Origin of the sequence: Rhodobacter sp. 24-YEA-8 (assembly GCF_900105075.1) — a bacterium.
Taxonomy (GTDB): Bacteria; Pseudomonadota; Alphaproteobacteria; order Rhodobacterales; family Rhodobacteraceae; genus Pseudogemmobacter.
Map to the genome: position 1 here is coordinate 1,001,073 of NZ_FNSK01000001.1, position 23,696 is coordinate 1,024,768.

General features: G+C 62.9%; 18 protein-coding genes, 2 tRNA genes and 1 pseudogene. 10 read left to right on the plus strand and 11 right to left on the minus strand.

What is annotated here, in order from left to right; all coding sequences use genetic code 11:
* Nucleotides 1–123: 123 nt before the first annotated feature.
* The 3 genes from BLW25_RS05025 (at nucleotide 124) to BLW25_RS05035 (ending at nucleotide 5,980) form a co-directional block, all read left to right on the plus strand.
* On the plus strand, nucleotides 124–2,517 hold the full coding sequence (locus tag BLW25_RS05025) for a GcvT family protein (protein ID WP_394328423.1): 2,394 nt from the start codon (nucleotides 124–126) through the stop codon (nucleotides 2,515–2,517).
* A 108-nt stretch (nucleotides 2,518–2,625) separates the two neighbouring features.
* Complete coding sequence (locus BLW25_RS05030) at nucleotides 2,626–5,085, plus strand: GcvT family protein (protein ID WP_171909480.1); 2,460 nt, start codon at nucleotides 2,626–2,628, stop codon at nucleotides 5,083–5,085.
* A gap of 61 nt (nucleotides 5,086–5,146) precedes the next feature.
* Entirely contained in the window at nucleotides 5,147–5,980 is an 834-nt protein-coding gene (locus tag BLW25_RS05035; protein WP_092896940.1) for an isocitrate lyase/PEP mutase family protein, read from the plus strand.
* Between the two features lie 382 nt (nucleotides 5,981–6,362).
* Here BLW25_RS05035 and BLW25_RS23885 read toward each other — a convergent pair whose 3' ends face one another.
* Nucleotides 6,363–6,647, minus strand: coding sequence for a hypothetical protein (locus tag BLW25_RS23885; protein ID WP_143040444.1), 285 nt, complete (start codon nucleotides 6,645–6,647; stop codon nucleotides 6,363–6,365).
* Nucleotides 6,648–7,071: 424 nt separating this feature from the next.
* On the opposite strand from BLW25_RS23885, the gene BLW25_RS05045 reads away from it, so the two are divergent.
* The 5 genes from BLW25_RS05045 (at nucleotide 7,072) to pgi (ending at nucleotide 13,468) form a co-directional block, all read left to right on the plus strand.
* Nucleotides 7,072–8,508: an aldehyde dehydrogenase family protein gene (locus BLW25_RS05045; RefSeq protein WP_092896944.1), complete on the plus strand. Its 1,437-nt coding sequence runs from the start codon at nucleotides 7,072–7,074 to the stop codon at nucleotides 8,506–8,508.
* Nucleotides 8,509–8,660: 152 nt separating this feature from the next.
* Entirely contained in the window at nucleotides 8,661–9,560 is a 900-nt protein-coding gene (locus BLW25_RS05050) for an NAD(P)-dependent oxidoreductase (RefSeq protein ID WP_092896946.1), read from the plus strand.
* Between the two features lie 157 nt (nucleotides 9,561–9,717).
* Nucleotides 9,718–11,172, plus strand: a complete 1,455-nt coding sequence (gene zwf / locus BLW25_RS05055; protein WP_092896948.1) for a glucose-6-phosphate dehydrogenase — start codon at nucleotides 9,718–9,720, stop codon at nucleotides 11,170–11,172.
* On the plus strand, nucleotides 11,169–11,840 hold the full coding sequence (pgl, locus tag BLW25_RS05060; RefSeq protein ID WP_092896951.1) for a 6-phosphogluconolactonase: 672 nt from the start codon (nucleotides 11,169–11,171) through the stop codon (nucleotides 11,838–11,840). Before zwf ends, pgl begins: the two co-directional genes overlap by 4 nt.
* Nucleotides 11,841–11,863: 23 nt before the next feature.
* On the plus strand, nucleotides 11,864–13,468 hold the full coding sequence (pgi, locus tag BLW25_RS05065) for a glucose-6-phosphate isomerase (protein ID WP_092896954.1): 1,605 nt from the start codon (nucleotides 11,864–11,866) through the stop codon (nucleotides 13,466–13,468).
* A gap of 70 nt (nucleotides 13,469–13,538) precedes the next feature.
* On the opposite strand, the gene BLW25_RS05070 is transcribed toward pgi, so the two are convergent.
* The 3 genes from BLW25_RS05070 to BLW25_RS05080 form a co-directional block, all read right to left on the minus strand.
* Nucleotides 13,539–13,892: a RidA family protein gene (locus BLW25_RS05070; RefSeq protein ID WP_092896957.1), complete on the minus strand. Its 354-nt coding sequence runs from the start codon at nucleotides 13,890–13,892 to the stop codon at nucleotides 13,539–13,541.
* Between the two features lie 120 nt (nucleotides 13,893–14,012).
* Nucleotides 14,013–14,339: a hypothetical protein gene (locus BLW25_RS05075; RefSeq protein ID WP_092896960.1), complete on the minus strand. Its 327-nt coding sequence runs from the start codon at nucleotides 14,337–14,339 to the stop codon at nucleotides 14,013–14,015.
* A 215-nt stretch (nucleotides 14,340–14,554) separates the two neighbouring features.
* Nucleotides 14,555–15,430 (minus strand): hypothetical protein, encoded by an 876-nt coding sequence (locus tag BLW25_RS05080; protein WP_092896962.1) that lies wholly within the window; start codon nucleotides 15,428–15,430, stop codon nucleotides 14,555–14,557.
* Between the two features lie 488 nt (nucleotides 15,431–15,918).
* Here BLW25_RS05080 and BLW25_RS05085 point away from each other — a divergent pair.
* Nucleotides 15,919–15,993 (plus strand) — tRNA-Thr (locus BLW25_RS05085).
* 338 nt (nucleotides 15,994–16,331) lie between these two features.
* Here the strand turns inward: BLW25_RS05085 and rsgA are convergent.
* Nucleotides 16,332–17,423: a ribosome small subunit-dependent GTPase A gene (rsgA, locus tag BLW25_RS05090; protein ID WP_092896965.1), complete on the minus strand. Its 1,092-nt coding sequence runs from the start codon at nucleotides 17,421–17,423 to the stop codon at nucleotides 16,332–16,334.
* A 220-nt stretch (nucleotides 17,424–17,643) separates the two neighbouring features.
* Here rsgA and BLW25_RS05095 point away from each other — a divergent pair, with 220 nt between their 5' ends.
* Nucleotides 17,644–18,255, plus strand: coding sequence for a hypothetical protein (locus BLW25_RS05095; RefSeq protein WP_143040445.1), 612 nt, complete (start codon nucleotides 17,644–17,646; stop codon nucleotides 18,253–18,255).
* A 105-nt stretch (nucleotides 18,256–18,360) separates the two neighbouring features.
* On the opposite strand, the pseudogene BLW25_RS05100 reads toward BLW25_RS05095, so the two are convergent.
* The 6 genes and pseudogenes from BLW25_RS05100 to ihfA form a co-directional block, all read right to left on the minus strand.
* Nucleotides 18,361–18,765, minus strand: a pseudogene (locus BLW25_RS05100) (Arm DNA-binding domain-containing protein); the annotation flags it as partial.
* A gap of 292 nt (nucleotides 18,766–19,057) precedes the next feature.
* Nucleotides 19,058–20,614, minus strand: a complete 1,557-nt coding sequence (gene guaA / locus BLW25_RS05105; RefSeq protein ID WP_092896974.1) for a glutamine-hydrolyzing GMP synthase — start codon at nucleotides 20,612–20,614, stop codon at nucleotides 19,058–19,060.
* A gap of 62 nt (nucleotides 20,615–20,676) precedes the next feature.
* Nucleotides 20,677–21,753, minus strand: coding sequence for a 2'-deoxycytidine 5'-triphosphate deaminase (locus BLW25_RS05110; protein ID WP_092896977.1), 1,077 nt, complete (start codon nucleotides 21,751–21,753; stop codon nucleotides 20,677–20,679).
* A gap of 116 nt (nucleotides 21,754–21,869) precedes the next feature.
* A tRNA-Pro gene (locus BLW25_RS05115) sits at nucleotides 21,870–21,948 on the minus strand.
* A 112-nt stretch (nucleotides 21,949–22,060) separates the two neighbouring features.
* Nucleotides 22,061–23,203, minus strand: coding sequence for a MerR family transcriptional regulator (locus BLW25_RS24890; RefSeq protein ID WP_253188213.1), 1,143 nt, complete (start codon nucleotides 23,201–23,203; stop codon nucleotides 22,061–22,063).
* Between the two features lie 136 nt (nucleotides 23,204–23,339).
* Nucleotides 23,340–23,642, minus strand: coding sequence for an integration host factor subunit alpha (gene ihfA / locus BLW25_RS05125; RefSeq protein ID WP_092896980.1), 303 nt, complete (start codon nucleotides 23,640–23,642; stop codon nucleotides 23,340–23,342).
* Nucleotides 23,643–23,696: the final 54 nt, after the last annotated feature.

Sequence of the window (23,696 nt, forward strand, 5' to 3'; positions counted from 1 at the left end):
GATCAATAGCCGCCTCTGCGCCGAATTGAAAGGGGCGGGAAGCTGGCGGATATTGGAGGCAATCAGGGAGAATAAAATGACGGAACTGGCCAGCGCGCGGGTCGCGATCATCGGGGGGGCGTGGTGGGCGTCTCGGCACTTTACCACCTTGCGAAAGCAGGCAGGAAAGATGTGATCCTGCTGGAGAAAAACGAGTTGACCGCAGGGTCGACATGGCATGCGGCGGGGAATGTGCCGACCTTTTCCGCCTCCTGGTCGATCATGAATATGCAGCGCTATTCAGCGGGGCTTTATCGCGGGCTTGGTGATGAGGTCGGTTATCCGATGAATTACCATGTCACCGGCTCGGTGCGGCTGGGCCATAGCGATGAGCGGCTGCTGGAGTTTAAACGTGTCGCCGGCATGGGCCGTTATCAGGGGATGGATCTGGAAGTGCTGGGGCCGGATGAGATCCGGGGCCGCTATCCTTTCCTCGAGACCCATGATCTGACCGGGGCGCTTTATGACCCCTATGACGGCGATATTGATCCGGCGCAGCTGACCCAGGCGCTGGCCACAGGGGCGCGCCAGATGGGGGCACGCATCGAGCGGTTCTGCCCGGTGACGGCGGCGAAATGGACCGGGTCAGAATGGGTGCTTTCGACGCCGAAGGGCGAGGTCCGGGCGGAATATGTCGTCAACGCCGCAGGTTACTATGCGGCTGAGGTCGGTAAGCTTTTCAATCGCCGGGTGCCGATGATGGTGATGAGCCATCAGTATCTGCTGTTCGACACCATTCCCGAACTTGAAGCCTGGTCGAAAGAAAGCGGCGCCAAGCTGCCGCTTCTGCGCGATGTCGACTCGAGCTATTACCTGCGTCAGGAGAAGATGGGCTTTAACCTTGGCCCTTATGAAAACCCCTGCCGCGCGCATTGGGCGACACCCGATGACCCGATGCCGGAGGATTTCAGCTTTCAGCTCTTCCCCGATGATCTTGAGCGGCTGGAATGGCATATTGCCGATGCGATGGCCCGGGTGCCGCTGCTGGAGAAGGCGGCGCTGCAAAAGGTCATCAACGGGCCGATCCCCTATACGCCGGATGGCAATCCGCTGATCGGGCCGATGCCCGGCGTGCCGAATGCCTTTGAGGCCTGTGTCTTCACCTTTGGCATCTGCCAGGGCGGCGGGGCCGGCAAAGTGCTGGCCGAATGGATCACCGAGGGCGCGACCGAATGGGATATGTGGTCCTGCGATCCGCGCCGGTTTACCGGGTTTGAAGATCACGATTACTGCGTCGCCAAGGGCAAGGAAGTCTATGGCAACGAATATGCGATGCATTTCCCGCATCACGCCTGGGGCGAGGGGCGCGGCAAAAAGCTGTCGCCGGTGCATGACAGGGTCGAGGCGCTTGGCGCGCAATTCGGGCCCTATAATGGCTGGGAGCGCGCGCTCTGGTATGCGCGGCCCGGTGATGACGTCACTGAGGCGGCGCAGCGCACCTGGAAACGCGAAGGGCCGTGGTTCGGGGCGGTGAAGGCCGAATGTGAGGCGGTGCGCGACGCCTGCGGTATCCTCGATCTGCCGGGCTTCTCACGTTACTGGCTGTCGGGTGAGGGCGCGGCGGCCTGGTTGCTGGAGCAGACCACCGGCAAGCTGCCATCGGTCGGGCGGCTGGGCCTGGCCTATTTCGCCGATGACAAGGGCCGGATCGTCACGGAAATGTCGGTCGCGCGCTTTGCGGAAGATGAGATCCTGCTGATCACGGCGGCAACGGCGCAGTCGCATGACCGTGCCTGGCTGGAGCGGCATCTTGCACCGGGGCTGAGCCTGACCGAGGTCACCAATGACTGGTCCTGCCAGATCCTGACCGGGCCTCAGGCGCGGGCGGTGCTGGAGGCGGCGGGGACTGAGGCTGATCTTGCGAAGGGCTGGCTCTCGCATCAGACCGGGCAGATTGCCGGGCGCGAGGTCTGGCTGGCGCGGGTGAGTTTTGCCGGGGAACTCGGCTGGGAGATCCATTCCCGCCTGGCCGATACGCCGGTGGTATATGATGCGATCCTTGCGGCAGGCACGCCTTTGGGGCTGCAACCCTTCGGGATGTTTGCCCTGAATTCGCTGCGGATCGAGAAAGGCTATCGCGGCTGGAAAGGTGATCTTTCAACAGATTACAATGTCTTGCAGGGCGGCCTTGAGAGATTTGTCGATTGGGGGAAACCTGCTTTCCGCGGTCGCGCCGCTTTGGAGGCCGAAAAGCAGGCGGGTGTTGCAAAGCGTTTTGCGACCCTGGTGATCGAGGCAGGCGCCTTTGATCCGCCCTATATGTCGACAATCTGGAAAGGCGATCAGGTCGTGGGTGAACTGACCTCGGGCTATTTCGGGCATCGGGTTGGAAAATGCATTGGTCTCGGGATGTTGCGGGTTGATCTGAATGTGCCGGGTGAGGCGCTGGAAGTTGAGATCTTCGGCGAGCGCTTTGCTGCGGTGGTGCAGGCGGATGAACCGCTCTGGGATGCGAAGAACGCGCGGATCCGCGCCTGACTTGAATGCGGGACCGGGGCGCTGCCCCATGCCACCGGATTGCTTGATCCGGTGGCGCTGATCCGGGGCATACCCGGGATATTTACAGACAGATGAAAGGGTAACATCGTGGTCGATGTTCCGAAAACGGCGCGGGCAGTGGTGATCGGGGGCGGCATTTCGGGCTGCTCGGTGGCCTATCACCTGGCGAAAGCGGGCTGGACGGATGTGGTTCTGCTGGAGCGGCGCAAGCTGACCTCTGGCACCACCTGGCATGCGGCGGGGCTGATCGGGCAGCTGCGCGCCAATCAGAATATGACGCGGCTCGCGAAATATTCGGCGGATCTTTATGGCAGGCTGGAGGAAGAGACCGGCGTTGCGACGGGCCTGAAACGGGTTGGGTCGATGACGGTGGCGCTGACCGCCGACCGGATGCAGGAGATTTTGCGCCAGGCGACAGTAGCGCGGATCTTCGGTGTGGATGTGACCGAGATTTCTCCTTCTGAAATCAAAGCGATGTATCCGCATCTTAACACCGATGGTGTGATCGGCGGCGTGCATCTGCCGGGCGATGGCCAATGTGATCCGGCCAATATCGCGATGGCACTGGCCAAAGGCGCGCGGATGCGGGGCGCGAAGATTGTTGAGGGCGTCAAGGTCACTGGTGTGACAGAGGGGCCGGCAGCGGGCGGCAAGCGCCAGGTCACGGGCGTCGATTACGAGGGGCCGGAGGGCCCGGGCCATATCGCGGCAGATGTGGTGATCAATTGCGGCGGCATGTGGGGGCGTGACCTCGCGGCGCAGTCGGGGGTCACGCTGCCGCTGCATGCCTGTGAGCATTTCTACCTGCTGACGGAGCCGGTGGCGGGGCTCACCGATATGCCGGTTTTGCGGGTGCCGGATGAATGCGCCTATTACAAGACCGATGCCGGCAAGATGATGGTCGGCGCGTTCGAGCCGGTGGCAAAGCCCTGGGGGATGGCGGGGATCCGCGAGGATTTCGAGTTTGATACGCTTCCCGAAGACTGGGATCATTTCGCACCGATCCTTGAGGATGCGGCGAACCGGATGCCGATGTTCCAGACTGCTGGCATCCACACTTTCTTTAATGGTCCTGAAAGCTTTACCCCCGATGACCGCTATTACCTTGGCCCCGCGCCGGAGCTGGGCGGTTATTGGGTGGCGGCAGGCTATAATTCGGTGGGGATCGTGTCTTCGGGCGGCGCTGGCATGGCGCTGGCAGAGTGGATCACCACCGGTGAGGCTCCTTTCGATCTCTGGGATGTCGATATCCGCCGGGCACAGCCGTTCCAGAAGAACCGCCGTTATCTGAAGGATCGGGTGACCGAGACCCTTGGGCTGCTTTATGCCGATCACTATCCCTACCGCCAGGTGGTCACGGCGCGGGGTGTGCGCCGCACGCCCCTGCATGAACACCTGAAGGCGCGCGGTGCCGTTTTTGGGGAGGTTGCGGGCTGGGAGCGGGCGAACTGGTTCGCGAAGGAGGGTCAGGAACGGGAATACCGCTACGCCTGGGGGCGGCAGAACTGGTTTGAGAACCAGAAGGCCGAGCATATGGCGGTGCGCGAGAATATCGGCCTGTTCGATATGTCGTCTTTCGGCAAGATCCGGGTCGAGGGGCGCGATGCGGTGACCTTCCTGAACCGCGTTTGTGCGGGGCAGATGGATGTGGCGGCGGGTCGTATCGTCTATACCCAGATGCTGAACCAGAAGGGCGGCATCGAGAGCGATCTGACCGTGACGCGGCTGTCGGAGCGCGCATTCATGCTGGTGGTGCCGGGGGCCACTTTGCAGCGGGATCTGGCCTGGCTGCGCCGCCATCTCGGCGATGAATTCGTGGTGATCACCGATGTGACCGCAGCGGAATCGGTGCTCTGCGTGATGGGGCCAAAATCGCGTGACCTGATGCAAAAAATCAGTCCGAATGATTTCTCGAACGCGGCGCATCCTTTCGCGACCATGCGCGAGATCGAGGTCGGCTACGGGCTCGCCCGGGCGCATCGGGTGACCTATGTCGGCGAGCTCGGCTGGGAGCTTTATGTGTCAGCTGACCAGACCGCGCATGTCTTCGAGGCGCTTGAGGCCGCGGGGGCGGATCTGGGGCTTAAGCTTTGCGGGCTGCATGCGCTGGATTCCTGTCGGATCGAAAAGGGCTACCGCCACTGGGGCCATGACATCACTGACGAGGATCACGTGCTGGAGGCCGGGCTTGGCTTTGCCGTGCGCACCAAAAAGCCGGAGTTCATCGGGCGTGACGCGGTGCTGCGGGTCGAAGCCGAAGGCGTGGCGCGGCGGATGGTGCAGTTCAGGCTGGAGAATCCGATGGTGTCCCTGTTCCATAATGAGGCGATCGTGCGCGACGGCGAGATTGTCGGCCCGGTGACATCGGCAAATTACGGTCATGCTTTGGGCGGTGCGATCGGCATGGGCTATGTGCCCTGCAAGGGGCAGAGCGAGGCGGATGTGCTGGGCTCGGCCTATGAGATCGAGGTGGCGGGGGTGCGGCATAAGGCCGTCGCGAGCCTTGCGCCGATGTATGACCCGAAATCGGAGCGTATTCGTATGTGACGGGCCGGGACGGGGGGCTTTCTGCCCCCCGAACCCCCCGAGGATATTTAAGGACAGATGAATGAAGCTGGCAGAGCGGCATCAGGATTTTGCGGATTTGCACCTTTCGGGGTGTTTTGTGATTCCCAATCCCTGGGACCGGGGATCGGCGCGGATGATGGCGGCTTTGGGAGCAAAGGCGCTGGCGACGTCGTCGGCGGCGCATGCCTTTACGCTCGGGCGGCCGGATATGGGGGGCGTCAGCCGCGATGAGGCGCTGGCCCATGCGGCGGATCTGATCTCTGCCACCGATCTGCCGGTTTCGGGCGATTTTGAGAACGGTTTCGGCGATGCGCCGGAGGTGGTGGCCGAAACCGTGCGGCTGGCCGCAGAGGTCGGACTTTCGGGAATTTCGGTTGAGGATACCCGGATGGTTGCGGGCAACCCGGCCTGTGAGTTCGGGCTTGCGGTGGAGCGGGTGCGGGCAGGAGTTGCCGCATCCCGCGCCCTTGGCCGGCCTTTCGTGTTCTGCGCGCGCGCCGACGGGGTGATGAACGGGGCCTATGATCTGGGTGAGGGGATCCGCCGTTTGCAGGCCTTTGAACTGGCGGGCGCGGATCTTTTGTATTTGCCGGTGCCACCAGGTCGGGCAGAGCTTGCGCAGGTTCTTGCGGCGGTCAGGGCGCCGGTCAATGCGCTGGCGGCGGGGCCGCTGAAGGCGATGACGGTGGCAGAGCTTGCCGCCATGGGAGTGCGGCGGATCTCGACCGGCAGCCAGATCGCGCGGCTGACCCATGCCGCGATCCGCGACGCAACGGCCGCGATGCTGGGTGAGGGAAGCTTTGCGCCGCTCAGCGCCACGGCCTCGGGGGATGAGATCGACAGGCTGCTTTTGCGAGGCGCGGCGCGGGAATGAAATCGGGCCTGCGCGGATGCCGGTTTCCGCTCAGCACGCTCGAGTTGAAGGTTGTCACCTGGGGGCGGCGCCTTTGCCGGAAGGATATGCGCCCGATCCGGCCCGGGTGAAAGGAGGACCAGCAGAAGCCACATAAAGGTGCCAGGATGGAGATGATCCACCGCGCCGTGCCTCTCGGGCGCTGGTGATGATCGATCTGTCAAATACGCCGTCTTGGGGCGTCACGGTCCTGTTCAGGGCCGCGGAGATCCAGAGCGAAAATGGTGGCATCTGATGCCCGCGCGCGCTGATCGAAGAAATGTTGGCGCAGATGGCACCCCCTTTAACGCTGAAGGCGCGCGTTCCGAAACATGACCATTATCCCTTTGGGACCAACATACATTCAGGGATCGCGGGTTTTGTGGTGCATGGTGTCGATCCGGATACGCTTTGCGCCAGTCGTTCCGGCACGCCGAAACAGGCCGGCACCCCGGTCTTTGATATGGACCATGTCGGCGATGTGTTTGCGATCTGGCCTATGGTTGCGGCGGGCGAAGCTGTTTGTCTCCGGCTTGGCCCGCTTCGCTGTGGCAGTGCCGCAATTCGCGAAAGAAAGCGGCGAGGTGAGGGAGGCGTGCATCTGCTGATACTGAGTGCGGCCAGCGCGCAGATGCAGCGGTTTTACCACCTGCCCGGCGGGGCCGTATCGGTGATCCCGGGAAGCAGGTTCCCCGACAGGCAGAGGGTCTGGAAGACGGCGGTCACCATTTCCCTGGCCGGGCTTTCTTGGCGAGGACTTGCAGCTTGTGAGGGGCATTGATGAGGCGCCGGACAGCGCTTCGAAGGAGGCGATGAAAGAGGTCTTTATGGGCGGGCCGGGACATTATCTGGGGTCAGATCGGAGTTTGCGGCAGATGCCGGCGGGGCGATGGTGAGGACGTAAGAGTTTCCTGCCAAAGCCGGTTGCCGGAATGATCCGCAGATCGACGCCGCCATGCGGGTGCGGTTCAATATGCAGGGTGGCTGAGCTTGCGCCTGGGGGTAATCCACCGCAAGCTGCGCCAAAAGGCGGCGCTGCCAGGGCACCGCGATTGTAATGACTGGAGGATGATATGGCGCTTTCAAAGCATCTGGGGCAATTCTATATCAATGGCGGCTGGGTAGATCCGCTGCCCGGGGGCACGAAAGCCGGGGTCGAAAACCCGGCGACCGAGGAAATCGTCGGGGATATCGCGCTTGGCACCGAGGCGGATGCGGATCGGGCGATTCTGGCAGCGCGGGCGGCCTTTGACGCCTGGACTGTGGTGCCGGTGGAAGAGCGCATCGCGCTCGTGAAGAAGATCCTCGAGGTCTATAATTCCCGCTATGAGGATTTTGCCCAGGCGATGTCGACTGAGATGGGCGCGCCGATTGAATGGGCGCGCGGCGCTCAGGCCTGGGCGGGGCAGGTTCATATCGAATCGACCATCAAAGCCGCGGAAGAGATGGTCTGGGAATATATGCGCGGCGATACCCGGATCGTGATGGAGGGGATCGGTGTCTGTGCCCTGATCACGCCCTGGAACTGGCCGATGAACCAGATCGCCTGCAAGGTGGCGCCGGCGCTGATCGCGGGCTGCACCATGGTGCTGAAGCCCTCGGAAATCGCGCCGCTTTCCGGGCTCTTGTTCGCGGAAGTCTGCCATGAGGCCGGGGTCCCGGCAGGGGTCTTCAACCTCGTGAATGGCGTAGGGCCGGTGGTCGGCGCGCGGATGTCCTCGCATCCCGAAGTGGATATGGTGAGCTTCACCGGATCGACCCGGGCGGGCACCGCGATTGCTGCCGCTGCCGCGCCGACGGTCAAACGTGTCGCGCAGGAACTGGGCGGCAAAAGCCCGAATATCATCCTGCCTTCCGCCGATATCCATGAGGCGGTGAAGGCGGGTGTGGCGGGCTGTTTCGCCAATACCGGGCAAAGCTGCGATGCACCGACGCGGATGTTCGTGCCGCGTGCCGCGACAGCGGCCGCCTATGCCGCCGCGAAAGAGGCCGCTGATGAAGTGGTGATCGGGGCGACAACCGATGCCGCGACCACGATGGGGCCGCTGATCTCGAAACTGCAATATGACAAGGTGCAGCGCCTGATCCAGGCCGGCATCGATGAGGGCGCGACGCTGATCAGCGGTGGTACCGGGCGGCCTCAGGGCGTCAATCGCGGCTGGTATGTGCAGCCGACCATCTTCGGCGATGTCACCAATGAGATGACCATCTCGCGCGAGGAAATCTTCGGGCCGGTGCTGGCGATCCTGCCCTATGACAGTATCGACGATGCGGTCCGGATGGCGAATGACACGCCCTATGGCCTTGCCGCCTATATCGCAGGCCCCGTTGAAGAGGCCAAACCGATTGCGCGGCGGTTGCGGGCCGGGACGGTGAACCTCAACTACCCGGACTGGGACACTTTCGCGCCCTTTGGGGGCTATAAACAATCCGGCAACGGGCGCGAATATGCCGATTGGGGCATCCATGATTTCTGTGAAATCAAGGGCGTGGTCGGCTGGGGTGCCTGAACGAGGCGCCGCGCCTTCCCCCGGACGCAACTCTTCCGGGGGCGCATAGCAGATGTGCAGCGGACAGCCCTTGAATGTCCCGGGGCAGAGGCGTTGACTGTGGTCTGGCGGGGGGCGTTTCCCCCGCCTTTTCATCATCCGGAGGAGCGGCCATGCGCTATGGCTATGTTGGTCTGGGCAATCTCGGCGGTCACCTGGCGGCAAGCCTGCTCAGGGCAGGGTTCGATGTCACGGTCTGGGACCGCGATCCGGCTGCCGTTGACCGGCTTTGCGGCAAAGGCGGCGACCGTGTCGGCTCGCTGGAGGAACTCGCGCAACAGGTTGACCATGTTTTCACCTGTCTGCCCTCGCCCCAGGCTTCGGAAACCGTGCTGGCGCAGATGCTGCCTTTCATGAAACCCGGATCGAGCTGGATCGAGAATTCGACGCTCGGGCGCGATGATGTGCTGCGGCTTGCGGGGCTCGCGCGCAGTGCGGGCGTCCGGATGATGGAGGCGCCGGTGACCGGTGGTGTCCATCTGGCGGCGAAAGGCGAGATCACCGTCCTCGCCGGGGGGGACCGCGATCTTTACGATCTGCATTTCCCGGCGCTCGAGGTTATCGGCGGCAAGATTTTCCATATGGGGCCGCTTGGCTCTGCGGCGGTGATCAAGGTGATCACCAATATGCTGGCCTTCATCCATCTCGTCGCCGATGGCGAGGCATTGATGCTGGCCAAACGCGGCGGGCTTGACCTGAAAACCGCCTGGGAGGCGATTGCGGCCTCATCGGGCAGTTCTTTCGTGCATGAAACCGAGGGCCAGCTGATCCTGAACGGCAGTTACGATGTCGGTTTCTCGATGGATCTGGCGCTGAAGGATCTGGGATTCGCCATCGGCTTTGGCCGCGAATTCGGCGTGCCGCTGGATCTGGCCTCGCAGGTCAACCAGACCTTCCTGCGCGGGCGCGCGGCCTTTGGCGGCCAGGCGCAATCGACCCAGATCGTGAAACTGCTCGAAGAACTGCTTGCCACGGATTTGCGCGCCGAAGGTTTTCCGGACCGGCTGGAATGAGCGGGCGGCAAAGCCGGCATTTGCCAGAGCCCAATCCGGTGCTAGACATGGCATTGTCGGGCCGATAGAAGGCTGGCATCGTATCGTTAGCGCTAACGGTCCTGCGAAGCCGTGATGGCAACCGCACCGGACCGTGATCAGTAAAGACAGGGATTCCATGGCTTCGCGCGTCATTCCGGTCGAGATTTTCGATCTTGTGATCTTCGGTGGTACGGGTGACCTTGCCCGCAGGAAGATCCTTCCTGGCCTTTATCTGCGCTGGCTGGCGGGGCAGATCCTGCCCGAAGCCCGCGTGATCGGTGCTGCGCGCGCCGATCTGACCGAGGCAGAGTTTCGCGATTTCGTCGCCGGTGCCATAGCCGAATTCGTCCCCGAGGCGAAACGCGACGAGGCGGCGATCAGGGGGTTTCTGGACCGGCTTGGCTATGTCGCTATCGATGCGACGGGCGAACGCGGCTGGAAGGACCTCAAGGCGCTGATCCGCCCCGATGTGGTTCAGGCCTTCTATTTCTCGGTGGCGCCCTCGCTCTTTGGCGCGATTGCCGAACGTCTGACCAGCAATGACATCGCGGGCCCAGATGCGCGGATCGTGGTGGAAAAACCCTTCGGCCGCGATCTGGCCTCGGCCAAAGCGCTGAACGCCGCGCTGGCCCGGCATTTCGAGGAACGCCAGATCTACCGGATCGATCATTACCTCGGCAAGGAAACCGTGCAGAATCTGATGGCGGTGCGCTTTGCCAATATTCTGTTCGAGCCCCTGTGGAAGTCGGAATATGTCGACCATGTGCAGATCACGGTGGCGGAAACCGTCAGCGTGGACGGGCGCGGCGCCTATTACGACACATCCGGCGCGATGCGCGATATGGTGCAAAACCATATCATGCAGCTTCTGTGCCTGATCGCGATGGAGCCGCCCTATCATTTTGATCCTGACGCGGTGCGTGATGAAAAGCTCAAGGTGATCCGCGCGCTGGATCCGGTGCTGCCCGAAGATATCGTGCGCGGCCAGTATCTCGCCGGTGGCGGCGAGGCGGGCTATCTGGAACATGCGGAAAACCCGGCAAGCCGCACCGAAAGCTATATCGCGCTCAAGGTGAATATCTCGAACTGGCGCTGGAAGGGGACACCCTTTTACCTGCGCACCGGCAAGCGCCTGCGGGCGCGCGAAAGCGAGATTGCCATCACCTTTAAGGAGCCGCCGCATTCGATCTTCGACGATCACGCCGGCTGGCGCGACAATGTGCTGGTGATCCGGCTGCAGCCCGATGAGGGGATGAACCTCAAGGTGATGATCAAAGAGCCGGGGCCGGGCGGTATGCGCCTGACCCAGGTGCCGCTGGATATGTCCTTTGCCGATGCGCTGAAAGACAGCCTCGAAGACGTGCCTGACGCCTATGAACGGCTGGTCATGGATGTGATCCGTGGCAATCAGACCCTCTTCATGCGCGGCGATGAGGTCGAGGCAGCCTGGGCCTGGACCGATCCGATCATCCAGGGCTGGGAGACGCGCGGCGACCGGCCCCAGACCTATGATCCCGGCACCTCAGGTCCGGAGGATGCGCTGATGCTGATGCATCGGGACGGGCGGCGCTGGCGGGGGATGGGGGCATGAATTTCAACGCCTATCCCGACCGCGATTTCCTGCATCTGCAACTCGCGGACCGTATCGCCTCGCAACTGGGGGAATTCATCCGGCGCGACGGCCGCGCGACATTTTCGGTGCCGGGCGGCACCTCGCCGGGGCCGGTCTTTGATATCCTCTCGGGCGTTGATCTCGACTGGGGGCTGATCTCGGTTGTGCTGAATGACGAACGCTGGGTGCCGGAACATTCCGACCGCTCTAACACCAGGCTTTTGCGCGAACGCCTGCTGCAGGGCCGTGCCGCCAGGGCGAAACTGATCCCGCTTTACACCGCGACCGACACGCCGGAAGAGGGCATTCCAGCGCTGGAGGCCACTCTCGCGCCGGCTCTGCCGATCTCGGTGCTGCTTCTCGGCATGGGGAGCGATATGCATACGGCATCACTTTTCCCGGGTGCCGACCGTCTGGCCGAGGCTCTGGCCCCGGATGCGCCTTTGCTGATGCCGATGCGTTCGGATGCGGCGGTGGAACCCCGCGTCACCCTGACCGCGCCGGTTCTGAGCGCAGCCATGCATATCCATGTGCTGATCACCGGTGAGGCAAAGCGGGAAGCGATTGAAAAGGCGGCAGGCCTGCCTGCAACCGAGGCGCCGGTCCGGGCTGTGCTGGATCACGCCGAGGTGCATTGGGCCGAATGACGCAAAGACCGGAAGGGCAGAAAATGGATAAGTGGCAGGCGCTGAAAGCGCATCATGCGAAAGTGGCAGAGCGCCGGATCCTCTCATTGTTCGATGCGGATCCGGCGCGGGCGGCTGGCTTTTCTGCGGAGGCCGACGGGCTTTTGTTCGACTGGTCAAAGACCAATATCGACGCCGGGGGCCGCGATCTCCTGCTGGCGCTGGCCACGGCTTCGGGCGTCGCCGACAGGCGCGCCGCGATGTTTTCCGGCAAGAAGATCAATGAGACCGAGGGCAGGGCGGTGCTCCACGTCGCGCTGCGCGCCGGCGAGGAACACCGGATCCTGGTCGACGGCCAGGATGTGATCCCCGAAATCACCGCAACCCGCAAACGTATGGCGGCATTCGCCAACGCGCTGCGCTCGGGGGCCTTTCAGGGGCAGGGCGGCAAGATCACCGATGTCGTCAATATCGGCATCGGCGGCTCTGACCTCGGCCCGGCCATGGCCGCGCTGGCGCTGGTCCCCAATGCTGACGGGCCGCGCACGCATTTCGTCTCGAACGTAGATGGCGCGCATATCCATGACACGCTGGCCGGGCTGAACCCGGAAACCACGCTGGTGATCGTCGCCTCCAAGACCTTCACCACCATCGAGACCATGACCAATGCGGATACCGCAAAGGCCTGGATGGGCCGCGTGGTCAAAGACCCGGCCGCGCAATTTGCCGCCGTTTCGACCGCTGGTGACAAAACCGCCGCTTATGGCATCGCGCCCGAACGTGTGTTCGGTTTCGCGGACTGGGTCGGTGGGCGCTATTCGATGTGGGGGCCGATCGGCCTCGCATTGATGCTGGCAATCGGGCCTCAGGATTTCGATCAGTTCCTCGCCGGCGGCCGCGCGATGGACAATCACTTCCTCGAAACCCCCTTCGCCGACAATATCCCGGTGCTGCTGGCGCTGGTGGGCATCTGGCACAACCAGCTCTGCGACTATGCCACCCGCGCTGTGCTGCCCTATGAACAACGCCTCTCGCGGCTGCCCGCCTATCTCCAGCAGCTCGAGATGGAATCAAATGGCAAATCGGTGGCGCTCGATGGCACATCGCTCGGCATCAACTCTGGCCCCGTGGTCTGGGGCGAGCCCGGCACCAATGGCCAGCACGCCTTTTACCAGCTGATCCACCAGGGCACCCGCGTCGTCCCCTGCGAATTCCTCGTCGGCCGCCACGGCCATGAGCCGGACCTCGCGCATCAGCACCTGTTGCTCGTCGCCAATTGCCTCGCGCAATCCGAGGCGCTGCTGCGCGGCCGCTCCCTCGACGAGGCCCGCGCCATCATGGCGAAAAAAGGTCTGACCGGAGAGGAACTGGAACGCCAGGCCCGCCACCGTGTCTTCCCAGGCAACCGCCCAACGACAACGCTCGCCTATGACAGGCTCACCCCTTTCGTCCTCGGCCAGATCATCGCGCTCTATGAACATCGCGTCTTTGTCGAAGGCGTGATCCTCGGGATCAATTCCTATGATCAATGGGGGGTCGAGCTTGGCAAGGAACTCGCCCTCGCGCTGCAACCGGTGCTCGAAGGCAAAGAAACCACCGAGGGCAAAGACGGCTCCACCGCCAGCCTCATGGCCTTCCTGAAAACCTGAGCCTTATTCATCTGTCCCCAAATATCCTCTGGGGGTGAAGGGGGGCAGACAGCCCCCCTTCTTCTTTTGCTTACTTCAGCGCAGCGGTCACGATGACCTCGACGCGGTAATCCGGCGTCGCGAGCTTGGCCTCGCCGGTGGCGCGCGCCGGGGTATTGCCCTGCGGCACCCAGGCATCCCAGACCGCATTCATCTCGGCGAAATCCACCATATCGGCGAGCCAGATCTGGGTCGACAGGATACGGGTCTTGTCAGTGCCTGCAGCCGCAAGGATCCGGTCCACTTCGGCAAGGCAGGTGCGGGTCTGATCCGCAACCGAGTCGCCGGGGTTCCCGACCTGGCCCGCGAGCCAGATGATGCCATTATAAGACACGCCCTCGGACATACGCGCGCCCACGCCGTAGCGTTTGATTTCCGAACTCATCTTGCACTCCCTGCTTTGGTCGGTTCCCTGCAAGGAATAGCGGTGCCGCGCGGGGAAGAAAAGCGCTCCTCCGGCAAATGCGGCGCGGCGCTTCTGTGCCGCAGGATCCGGGAGAGGCGGCTAAGGCGTGCGGCGGCACAGAAAGCTGTCACCACTGACCGGGGAAAACCAAGTCATGGTGCCATCGGGGTTCATCGCCAGCGAGAGCTGGTAATCATCCTCGAAGGTCAGGGTGAATGTATCGCCCTCGGGGGCGATATCGACGATGGGCATCGGCGCTTCACCGCTGTCATAATCGCTGCCAGTAAAGGTGAAGGTCCCCACCTCGCAATCCCAGACCCCTTCGAAAGGCCAAGGCGCGGCGGCAACCGATGGCCCGGCCGTGACCAGGGTGAGCGCCCAGAGAAGTGCCGCCCCGCCCTCGGATCTGGCCCTGGATTGCCTCATTTGCCTCATCGCGCTCCACTATCCCTCTGTCAGGGGGTGCAAATATACGTCCGTCGCTCCCCCGGAGTAAAGGGAGAGCAGTGTCTCGGATCTGGCGCTGCAGGTGTCGCCCCGGTCAAGCCTGCAGCTGGCTTGCGCCATGACACCGGCACGCGATTGCCGACGGTCTGCTTTGATCGGGCAAGAGATGGCCGGGCCTGGTCAGGCGCGTCCGCTCAGGGGCTGATCAGTGTGACGCCGGGCATGTCGCGGATCACTTCGATATCTTCGAGATAGGTCCGGGTGAGCCGGTCGACCGTTTCCTGCGTCCAGCCGGGCATGGCGAATTCCATAGTGATCCGCTCGGACATCGCGAATTTGTCGAGAAAGGCCGAAACCACCCGGCGGCGCTGGCTGACCGAAGCCGGCGGGTGGCTTGCGAGATAATTGCGCAGCCGCGTCAGACCGTCCCCGGCCATGATCAGCGACAAAAGCTCGTCAGTCTCCTCCAGCCGGGTGTCATCGCTGAAGCCGCCCACCGCCTGCAACACTTCCGGCCAGATCAGCGGCGTGTCTTCGTCGCACCAGATCGTCAGCGGCGCCCCGGGGTTTTCGGCGATGATCTGGCTGACCACATCCGACCAGCGCAGCTGGCTGATATCGGTGCCCTCGACGAATTCCTCATAGCTGCGGCTGTTCCTTTGCTTTTCGTAAAGCGCGGGCAGCCAGGTGGCGGGATTGCGGATCGCGAGAAAGAACTCGGCCTCGATATGAGGGAAGATCTGGGTAAAGGCCCGAATGCGTTCCCCGGCAAAACCATAAAGCCGGCCGCGCAGCGCCCATTGCGGAAAGGCAAGGAAACTGTCCCAGCTGAGGATCAGCCGCCCGGCCGTGTCATCATCCATGATCTGTCCGATCACCAGCGCCTGGGTCTCGACACTGGCCGGTGCGCCGCGCAGCTGCACCGCCGTATCGCGCAGGAGCCGCCGGTAGCGCGTCGGCGCCGGCACATGGATCCCCTGTTCCGCCAGAACCGACCGATTCTTCAGCAGGCAACGGATAAGCCGCTCCTCATCGGTGCAATGCGCACCCAAGTGGTAGACAATGCGCATGATTCGGATCGGGGCTCCCGCTGCCATCCTCGCCGCCCGCGCCAGTCGGACGGCCTGCTTTCTTCCCATATACAGCACGACAGCCTGTGGCAAATGCGTTTGTCTTAAGGCGTTTGTGAGGAATTGCCCCAAAATGCGCCGGGCCATGCTTCCCGATCCATCTCTACAGGCCGTGTCGGTCAAAGCGCGAAACCCGACCCGGCCGGCCGGATCCGGCGGCGCAACAGGGGAGGCGGAAGGGGCGCCTCTGCTGCCGCAGGCCGGTCGTTGCGCCGTCAGGACGCCACCGCAGAGCCGGCCACTGCCCGCGCCGGTGGGCGTATCGGTGCTGGCCCGCGCGGCGCTTGCGCAGATCACTGCGACCAGCGGAGGGCGCGTCGCCTCCGGCAAACCTGCACCCATCAACCAGATTCGGCTTAAACCACCGGTTCGCAGACAGCGCTCCGTCTTGCACCGGCGGGCGGGAGTTGCTACATCATCGCCCTGTGGCCCCTATAGCACAGCGGTAGTGCAGCGGTTTTGTAAACCGAAGGTCGGGAGTTCAAATCTCTCTGGGGGCACCATTTCACAATCCCTGTCCGAAATGATCGCGTGAAGCACTGAACTGACGGATTAGGCTCCGGATCAGGGCGGGTCATGCTATTATGACCGGCGCTCAGGTCCCTGCTTTTGCCGGCGCGTGAACCGACAGGCCGGTGGTATGCCCTGCGCTGCCTGTGGCTCCGGGAACAGACCATGCCAATGACCTCTTCCGCCCCTGGCTTTCTTGTCGATGGCCCGTCATTTCCGATGACTGTGCTGGCAGAATCTCTGGCAGATCAGCCTCTCCGTAAGCGGTGCGGTGCTGGTGGGCCAGTCCAGCCTCTTGTGCGCCTGGGATCTGCGCCGGCCGGCGGGGGTTTCAGCGGCGCTTGCCGCCCGGGCGCGCGGTTTTGTTGCCGCGGGGGCCGGTCAGAACCGGGGTATTTGCGAGGTTCTCTTCATGCAGCTTGCGCCAGCGATCCAGGCGGGCGGGGTCGAGCGTTCCGGCCTTGACGGCGGCCAGCACCGCGCAACCCGGCTCATGGCCATGGGTGCAGTCGCGAAAGCGGCATTCGGGGGTAAGCTCTGCGATTTCGGCAAACAGCTGATCCAGTCCGGTGGACAGATCGCTGACATAAAGCGACCGGATGCCTGGCGTGTCGATCACCATCGCCCCGCCGGCAATCGCATGCAGCGAGCGCGAAGTCGTAGTGTGCCGCCCCTTAGCGTCATCCTCGCGGATGCTGCCCGTCAGCTGCGCATCCTCGCCGGTTTTTTCCGCAAGCGTGTTCAGCAGGGATGACTTACCCACCCCGGACGATCCGACCAGGGCCACCGTCTGACCGGTGCCAAGCCATGGCGCAAGCACCCGGGCCGCATCGGGCGATGTTGCATCCAGCCAGACCGCCTGCAATCCGCGCTGCAATGCGACGGCCTGATCGCGAAACGCGCCCGGATCCGCGATCTTATCGGCCTTGGACAACACGATGACCGGTGTGGTTCCGGCCTCATTCGCGACGGCAAGATAGCGTTCCAGCCGCGCCGGGCTGAAATCGTCATTGCAGGAGGTGACGATGAACAGGGTATCGACATTCGCGGCGATCAGCTGCGGCACACCGCCGCCGTCGCTGCGCCGTTGCAGAAGGGTCTGCCGGTCGAGCCTGCGCACCAGCATCCTGCTTTCGCCCTCTGTCAGGATCCAGTCGCCCACCGCATAATCTGCGGTATTGGCGCGGGGCGGTAGGGTAAGCCGGACAGGGCCCGCGACAGATTGCGCCGTCATCCTGGCGCGGTGGACGGTTGCAACCCGCATCGGCACCAGCCCTGCATCCGCCTCGCCGAATTGATCAGAAAAGAAGGCAGACCAGCCGAGAGCAGCCAGTGCCGGATCGCTCAGGCCTGGGCCATTCAGGGCAGGGCCGCTCAGGGCGGGCGGGATCTGATCTGAGACATGTTTCACACCTGCCTGCATGTCTGTCACCCGGGACCAATGCAAGCCTCGCATTGCAGACCCGGCATGTTTTTTCCACCCGACCCGGCGCGGTCAGATACTTGCAGCTTATCGCCCGTTAAGGGCGCCCCTCGGGCTGACGCGCCGTGGTCCGGGTGGACCTGGTCCGACTGAACGCGCTACATAGCAGTCTCGCGATCAAGAAGGGGAACTGACCATGCTTTGGGAAATCCGGGCGCTTATGAAACCTGCCCTTTCGGTGATCGACATGATCCCGAATATCCATCGCACACCGGCACTGGCGATGCTGCGAAGGGCGGTGCTCGACGGGCGGCCCCTGTCAACGCGGCTGCACGCCGATGACAAAGAGCTGGCCTTTCTGGATGCCCATGTTGCGATGACTTCGCCTGTCGGGGCAAAGGTTCTGAAGGCGCTTTATACCGGTGGCCATCTCAGGCTGAAGAAACCTGCGCAGAAATTGCTTCCGGCGCTGGACGCCTATATCGCCACCGAGGGTGCCTTTCGCAGCGAGGTCGCGCGGATCATCGCCAGTGAAAATGCGAAACGCGATCGGCTGGCCGAGATCATCGCCAATCCGGATTGCGCAGATGAAAGCGAGCTGAACCCCTGGCTGATCGACCGGGTCATCTCGGCGCATCTTGGGCATGGTGCGACCGGTACCATGCTGATCGCCGGGCTGACCTGTGAGCGGGCAGAGCGTCTGTCCACCGGGTCCGGAGACGACCCGCACCGCGCCCCGTCCGATATGATGTGCTGGTGGTTCGATCATGCGGGACAGCGTCAGGGCGATGCCGGGCCTGGTCTCGCTGATAAACCCGCATCCACCGGGTGATGCGGGGCGTTACAATCGGCTGGCATCCGGACATGCGAGAGGCGCAATTATCGTTTTTCAGGGCCACCTTCCTGTCTGAGATCACCGCATCGTCGTCAGGGAGCCGAGACGATTGCGCCAGACGGGTAAAAGCTCCCGTTCGAAAATGGAACGCCGCATGGCACGCGTGCTGTCCGCCATCGGCGCTACCGTGAGCCACTTCTCCCCGAACTCTCCAAAACTCTTCGCTTCTTTCAATCGGCGCTTGTCGCGCTGCTTCTCGATCGCAGGCAATCGTCCTTCTGCTACTGCGCGCCTCGCATCGATGCACTTCTCTCGAGCCCGGGCAAGCGAGATACCATCGCGCCCATACCTGCCCAGATAGACAGTCTCCCGACGGCCGTTGAGCCGGTAGTCTAGTCGAAACGAGATCGCGCCGCTTGGCATGACGCGAGCATACATGCCGTCGCGGTCGGCGACTTTGTAAATTTTCTCTTTTTTCAATGCCTTAGTGGCGGCATCTGTCAGCATCTCTACTGCCTCCTGAAAAGTACCGTCAGCACAAATTCGAGGCTTTGCGACACGTTTTCTCCATTAATTTCAATGTGTTAAAGAGAGAAAAGTACCGTCACAAGCCTCATTGCCCGTGACGGTACTTTCAAAAATGCGGCTAAGCAATATGCCCGAGGTCCGTCAGGCGGACCGATAACGCCAAACTCTACCCACCGATAGCTGCCGATCGAAACAGGACGAAATTATTTTAATTTTCAGTGGCTTGCGTCGTACAATAGCGTAGTTTCGGCGGCGTTCGGTTGGGCCTGCATTATTCCAGCTCGATGGTGCCCGGCGGTTTCGAGGTCAGGTCGTAGAACACCCGGTTGACGCCTTTCACCTCGTTGATGATCCGCGTCATCGTTTCGCCCAAGAACTCATGGGTGAAGGGGTATGTGTCGGCGGTCATGCCGTCTACGCTCGTCACCGCGCGGATTGAGACCGCGAAATCATAGGTGCGCCCGTCACCCATCACGCCCACGGTTTTCATCGGCAGGATCGCCGCGAAAGCCTGCCAGATCTCGTCATAGAGCCCGTGTTTGCGGATCTGGTCGATATAGACCGCATCGGCCTCGCGCAGGATGGCGAGTTTCTCGCGGGTGATCTCGCCAGGGCAGCGGATCGCAAGGCCCGGGCCGGGGAAGGGGTGGCGGCCGATGAAGGACGCCGGCAGGCCAAGCTCGCGGCCAAGGGCACGGACCTCGTCCTTGAAGAGCTCGCGCAGCGGCTCCACCAGTTTCAGGCCCATCTTTTCCGGCAGGCCGCCGACATTATGGTGCGATTTGATCGTGACCGAAGGCCCGCCGCTGAAGGAGACCGATTCAATCACATCGGGATAGAGGGTGCCCTGGGCGAGGAACTCGGCGCCTTCGATCTGGTTCGCGTATTTCTGGAACACGTCGATGAAGAGCCTGCCGATTATCTTGCGCTTGGTTTCCGGGTCGGACACGCCTTCAAGCTCGCCGAGGAAGAGGTCGGATTCATCCGCCGCGATCAGCCTGATCTTGTAATTGTCGCGGAACATTTTGACGACTTCCGCCGCCTCGTTTTTCCGCAGGAGGCCGTGATCGACAAAGACGCAGGTCAGCTGGTCGCCGATCGCCTCATGGATCAGGATTGCCGCGACAGAGCTGTCAACGCCGCCCGACAACCCGCAGATCACCTGTTTGTCGCCGACCTGTTCGCGGATCTTCGCGATGGCTTCCTCGCGGTAGCCGGCCATGGTCCAGTCGCCGGTAAAGCCCGCAAGCCGCACGAAATTCTCGTAAAGCTTCGCACCCTTGGGGGTGTGATGCACTTCGGGATGGAACTGCACGGCAAAGAAGCGGCGCGAGGGATCGGCGGTGATCGCAAAAGGCGCATTGGGCGAGGTGCCATAGACCTCAAAGCCCGGAGCGATCTGCGACACATGGTCGCCATGGCTCATCCAGACCTGTTCGTCACCAGCCTGGAACCAGCCGTCGAGGATCTCGAGATCGGCGCCTTTGCGGGTCACAAAGGCGCGGCCGAATTCAGCGGTGCCATGACCCGATTCCACCAGCCCGCCCAGCTGTTGCATCATGGTCTGCTGGCCGTAACAGATGCCCAGGACCGGCACGCCGGCAGTCCACAGGCTTTCCGGTGCGCGGGGGCTGCCCTCACGGGTCACCGAATCCGGCCCGCCCGACAGGATCACCGCCTGGGGCGCGAATTCTGTCAGAAAGGCGTCAGAGACGCGCTGATAGGGGTGGATTTCGCAATAGACATTCAGCTCGCGCAGGCGCCGCGCGATCAGCTGGGTGACTTGCGAACCGAAATCGATGATGAGGAGGCGTTGGGGCTGGGTCATGGCTTTGCCATAGGTCCGACGCCGGAGAATCGCAAGCGGGGAATGGGGGCAGGGTGGCCCCGTCAGCGGAACTGTTTCGCCAGTTTCAGGCCCTGACCCTGGTAGTTCGATTTCAGATCGGCACCGTAGATCCGACCGGGCGGCGACGACATCCGCTCATAAACCAGCCGCCCCACCACCTGGCCATGTTCCAGCACGAAGGGGGCTTCGTGGCAGCGGACTTCCAGCACGCCACGCGAGCCATGGCCGCCAGCGGCATCATGGCCGAAACCGGGGTCGAAAAAGCCCGCATAATGTACGCGGAACTCGCCCACCATCGCCAGGTAGGGCGCCATTTCGGCGGCATGATCGGGCGGGATCGTCACGGCCTCGCGCGAGACGAGGATATAAAACGCGCCGGGGTCGAGGATAATGCTGCCGTCTTCGCTATGGACCTCTTCCCAGAAATCGCGCGCCGGGTAATGGGCGATGCGGTCGAGGTCGATCACCCCGGTATGGGGCTTGGCGCGGTAACCGGCCAGGGTGCCCTCGGTCGGGCGCAGATCGACGGAAAAGCCGAGGCCTTCGGAAATCACAGGTGTGCCATCGACCAGCGGCACCTCATGATGCAGCTTCACAAGATCGGCATCCGAGAGGCGGGCTTCGCCCGCACGAAACCGGATCTGGTTCAGGCGCTGGCCCTCGCGCACGAGGACCGAGAAGGAGCGTGGGCAGACCTCGGCATAAAGCGGGCCGCTGTAAGCTTCGGGGATCCGGTCAAATTCGGTGCCGCCATCGGTGATGGTGCGGGTCAGCAGATCCAGCCGCCCGGTCGAGCTTTTGGCATTGGCGACCGCAGTGATTCCTTTGGGCAAAGCGAGGCTTTCGGCCAGTTCGATCAGATAGACGCAGCCCTTTTCCAGCACGGCGCCTTCGCTGAGGTCGATGCGATGCATCGCAAATTCCTCAAGCCGCGCGCTGACGCGGCGGCCTCGGCCGGCGAGGAACGAAGCCCGCACCCGCCAGGCATACCGCCCGAGCCGCAGGTCGAGGCTCGCTGGCTGCACCTGGGCATCAAGGATCGGGCTGGTTGCTGCAATGGCCCCGTCAGCCATCAATACGCGGATTGCGTGATCGGGCAGGACGCCGCTCTTTGCCATGCTGTGCTTCCTTTCGTCCGATCCGTTGCCGTCCGGCTATTTATCCGAAACTCCCGCCCCGGTATGCCGCAAATGAAAACCGCCCGCGCTGCAAAAGCAGGCGGGCGGTTTTTCGATGGTCGGGCCGGTGAGATTCGAACTCACGACCTCCCGCCCCCCAGACGGACGCGCTAAACCAGGCTGCGCTACGGCCCGACACTGGCGCCTGAATAACGATTTCCCACGCAGGTTCAAGCACAAAGCAGCGCCGTCCTCGTCATTTTCTTCCGGGCTCTTTCGCAGGCGCAGGCGCCGCAGAGGGCAAGGCTCAGCCGCCGTGCTTTTGCGCTTCGGAAAGCCTCTGACGGAGCGCGGTGATGCGCCGTGAAAGGGCGCGAAGGGAATCATTGCGCGCAGACAGGCTTCCCGGTGGCAGCGCCCGCAGCCGTGCTGCGAGTGTCTGCGGACGGAAGGCGGGTGTTTCGCTGGGGTTTCCGGTCAGTGTATCTGCTGGCTCTGGTCCGGCAGCGCCGGTGGCATCCGTTTCGCGCGCTGCATCCGCGCTTTGTTCAGCCAGACGATCCGACTCTGCGACTGTCACGCGGTCCGCCTCGGGAATCGGGAAGGCAGTGATGCTTGCCGTTTCTGCGGCGAGGTCATCTTCGGGGCCGATATCAAAGGCGAAAGGCGCCTCTTCATGATCGGCCAGATCCGCATCCGCCCCGGCCCCGGCAGGAAACTGAGCGTCGGGCCGGGCAGACAGATCATCGGGATTGTGGAGCTGCGCCTCTTCCTCTTCTGTCTCTTCCGCTGTGGTCATTACCAGAGATTCGTCCGGATCATGGGGCGGTTCAAAGCCCGGGAACATCGACTGACGCGGATCGAAGGCAGACAAGGCAGGCTCTTTCACGGGCGGCTCTGTGGATTGTGGGCTGGTTTCCGGCAGATCGGAGTCCGGGGGCGCTTCGCGGGACGGCTCGCCGGGGAAGGCGATGACGGTTCCGGTGGTCTCGCCTGCGGAAAGATCACCTGTGTCAGAATCAGGCCCGGCATTGCGCGTCTGTGCGTCATGCGCTTCGCTCTCAAGCGCTTCGATACTGGCCTCATTGGCCTCGCGCGGGGTCAGCCTGGTCACCTCGGCGCCGCGCCGGGTGGTTTTGACCGACATCGCAGAAATCAGCGCCTCTTCCTCGGCGCTGGTCTCATCGGTCAGGCCGGCGACATGGCGCACCCCCTGTTCGCGCAGGATCTTCTGCACGCCACGGATCGTCATGCCCTCTTCATGCAAAAGCCGCCTTATCCCGGCCAGCAATGCCAGATCAGAGGGGCGGTAATAGCGCCGCCCGCCCGCCCGTTTCACCGGACGAATCTGCGGGAACCGCGTTTCCCAGAAGCGCAGCACATGGGCCGGGGTATCCAGCACCTCGGCGACTTCCGAGATGGTCCGGAAGGCGTCGGGAGATTTGTCCATCGGACGCTCCTGCCTCATCATGGCCGCAGCGTCTGAACCGCTCCGGCCGCTTTTGATAGTCTTTGCCCTGCCAGGCGGAACTGCGGCGGGCATGAGCCGGGCCGCAGATCACAGTGCAGCAAGGGCACGCGGGCCTTCAGCTTCCGGAGCCGGCCGCCACGCGATCTTTCATCAGATGCGAGGGACGGAAGGTCAGCACCCGCCGGGGCGAGATCGGAACCTCGTCGCCGGTCTTTGGGTTGCGGCCGACCCGCGCCGTTTTCGCCCGTACCGAGAAGGTGCCGAAAGACGAAATCTTGACGGTCTCGCCGGCAACCAGCGCGTCAGAGACATGCTGCAGCACGGTTTCAACCAGGTCGGCAGATTCGTTGCGGCTCAGCCCGACTTCGCGGAACACCGCTTCGGTCAGATCCATCCGTGTAAGCGTTTTCTCACTCATGTCTCAAGGTCCCCCCCGGGATTGACCTCGCAAGGATGGCGAGTCCGGAATTGC

Excerpts from the sequence above, each read along its gene's own strand:
- BLW25_RS05035 (WP_092896940.1), top strand. The coding sequence starts at position 5,147 with ATGAAGCTGGCAGAGCGGCATCAGGATTTTGCGGATTTGCACCTTTCG.
- BLW25_RS05045 (WP_092896944.1), top strand. The coding sequence starts at position 7,072 with ATGGCGCTTTCAAAGCATCTGGGGCAATTCTATATCAATGGCGGCTGG.
- BLW25_RS05050 (WP_092896946.1), top strand. The coding sequence starts at position 8,661 with ATGCGCTATGGCTATGTTGGTCTGGGCAATCTCGGCGGTCACCTGGCG.
- zwf (WP_092896948.1), top strand. The coding sequence starts at position 9,718 with ATGGCTTCGCGCGTCATTCCGGTCGAGATTTTCGATCTTGTGATCTTC.
- pgl (WP_092896951.1), top strand. The coding sequence starts at position 11,169 with ATGAATTTCAACGCCTATCCCGACCGCGATTTCCTGCATCTGCAACTC.
- pgi (WP_092896954.1), top strand. The coding sequence starts at position 11,864 with ATGGATAAGTGGCAGGCGCTGAAAGCGCATCATGCGAAAGTGGCAGAG.
- BLW25_RS05070 (WP_092896957.1), bottom strand. The coding sequence starts at position 13,892 with ATGAGTTCGGAAATCAAACGCTACGGCGTGGGCGCGCGTATGTCCGAG.
- BLW25_RS05075 (WP_092896960.1), bottom strand. The coding sequence starts at position 14,339 with ATGAGGCAATCCAGGGCCAGATCCGAGGGCGGGGCGGCACTTCTCTGG.
- BLW25_RS05080 (WP_092896962.1), bottom strand. The coding sequence starts at position 15,430 with ATGCGCATTGTCTACCACTTGGGTGCGCATTGCACCGATGAGGAGCGG.
- rsgA (WP_092896965.1), bottom strand. The coding sequence starts at position 17,423 with ATGCAGGCAGGTGTGAAACATGTCTCAGATCAGATCCCGCCCGCCCTG.
- BLW25_RS05095 (WP_143040445.1), top strand. The coding sequence starts at position 17,644 with ATGAAACCTGCCCTTTCGGTGATCGACATGATCCCGAATATCCATCGC.
- guaA (WP_092896974.1), bottom strand. The coding sequence starts at position 20,614 with ATGACCCAGCCCCAACGCCTCCTCATCATCGATTTCGGTTCGCAAGTC.
- BLW25_RS05110 (WP_092896977.1), bottom strand. The coding sequence starts at position 21,753 with ATGGCAAAGAGCGGCGTCCTGCCCGATCACGCAATCCGCGTATTGATG.
- BLW25_RS24890 (WP_253188213.1), bottom strand. The coding sequence starts at position 23,203 with ATGGACAAATCTCCCGACGCCTTCCGGACCATCTCGGAAGTCGCCGAG.
- ihfA (WP_092896980.1), bottom strand. The coding sequence starts at position 23,642 with ATGAGTGAGAAAACGCTTACACGGATGGATCTGACCGAAGCGGTGTTC.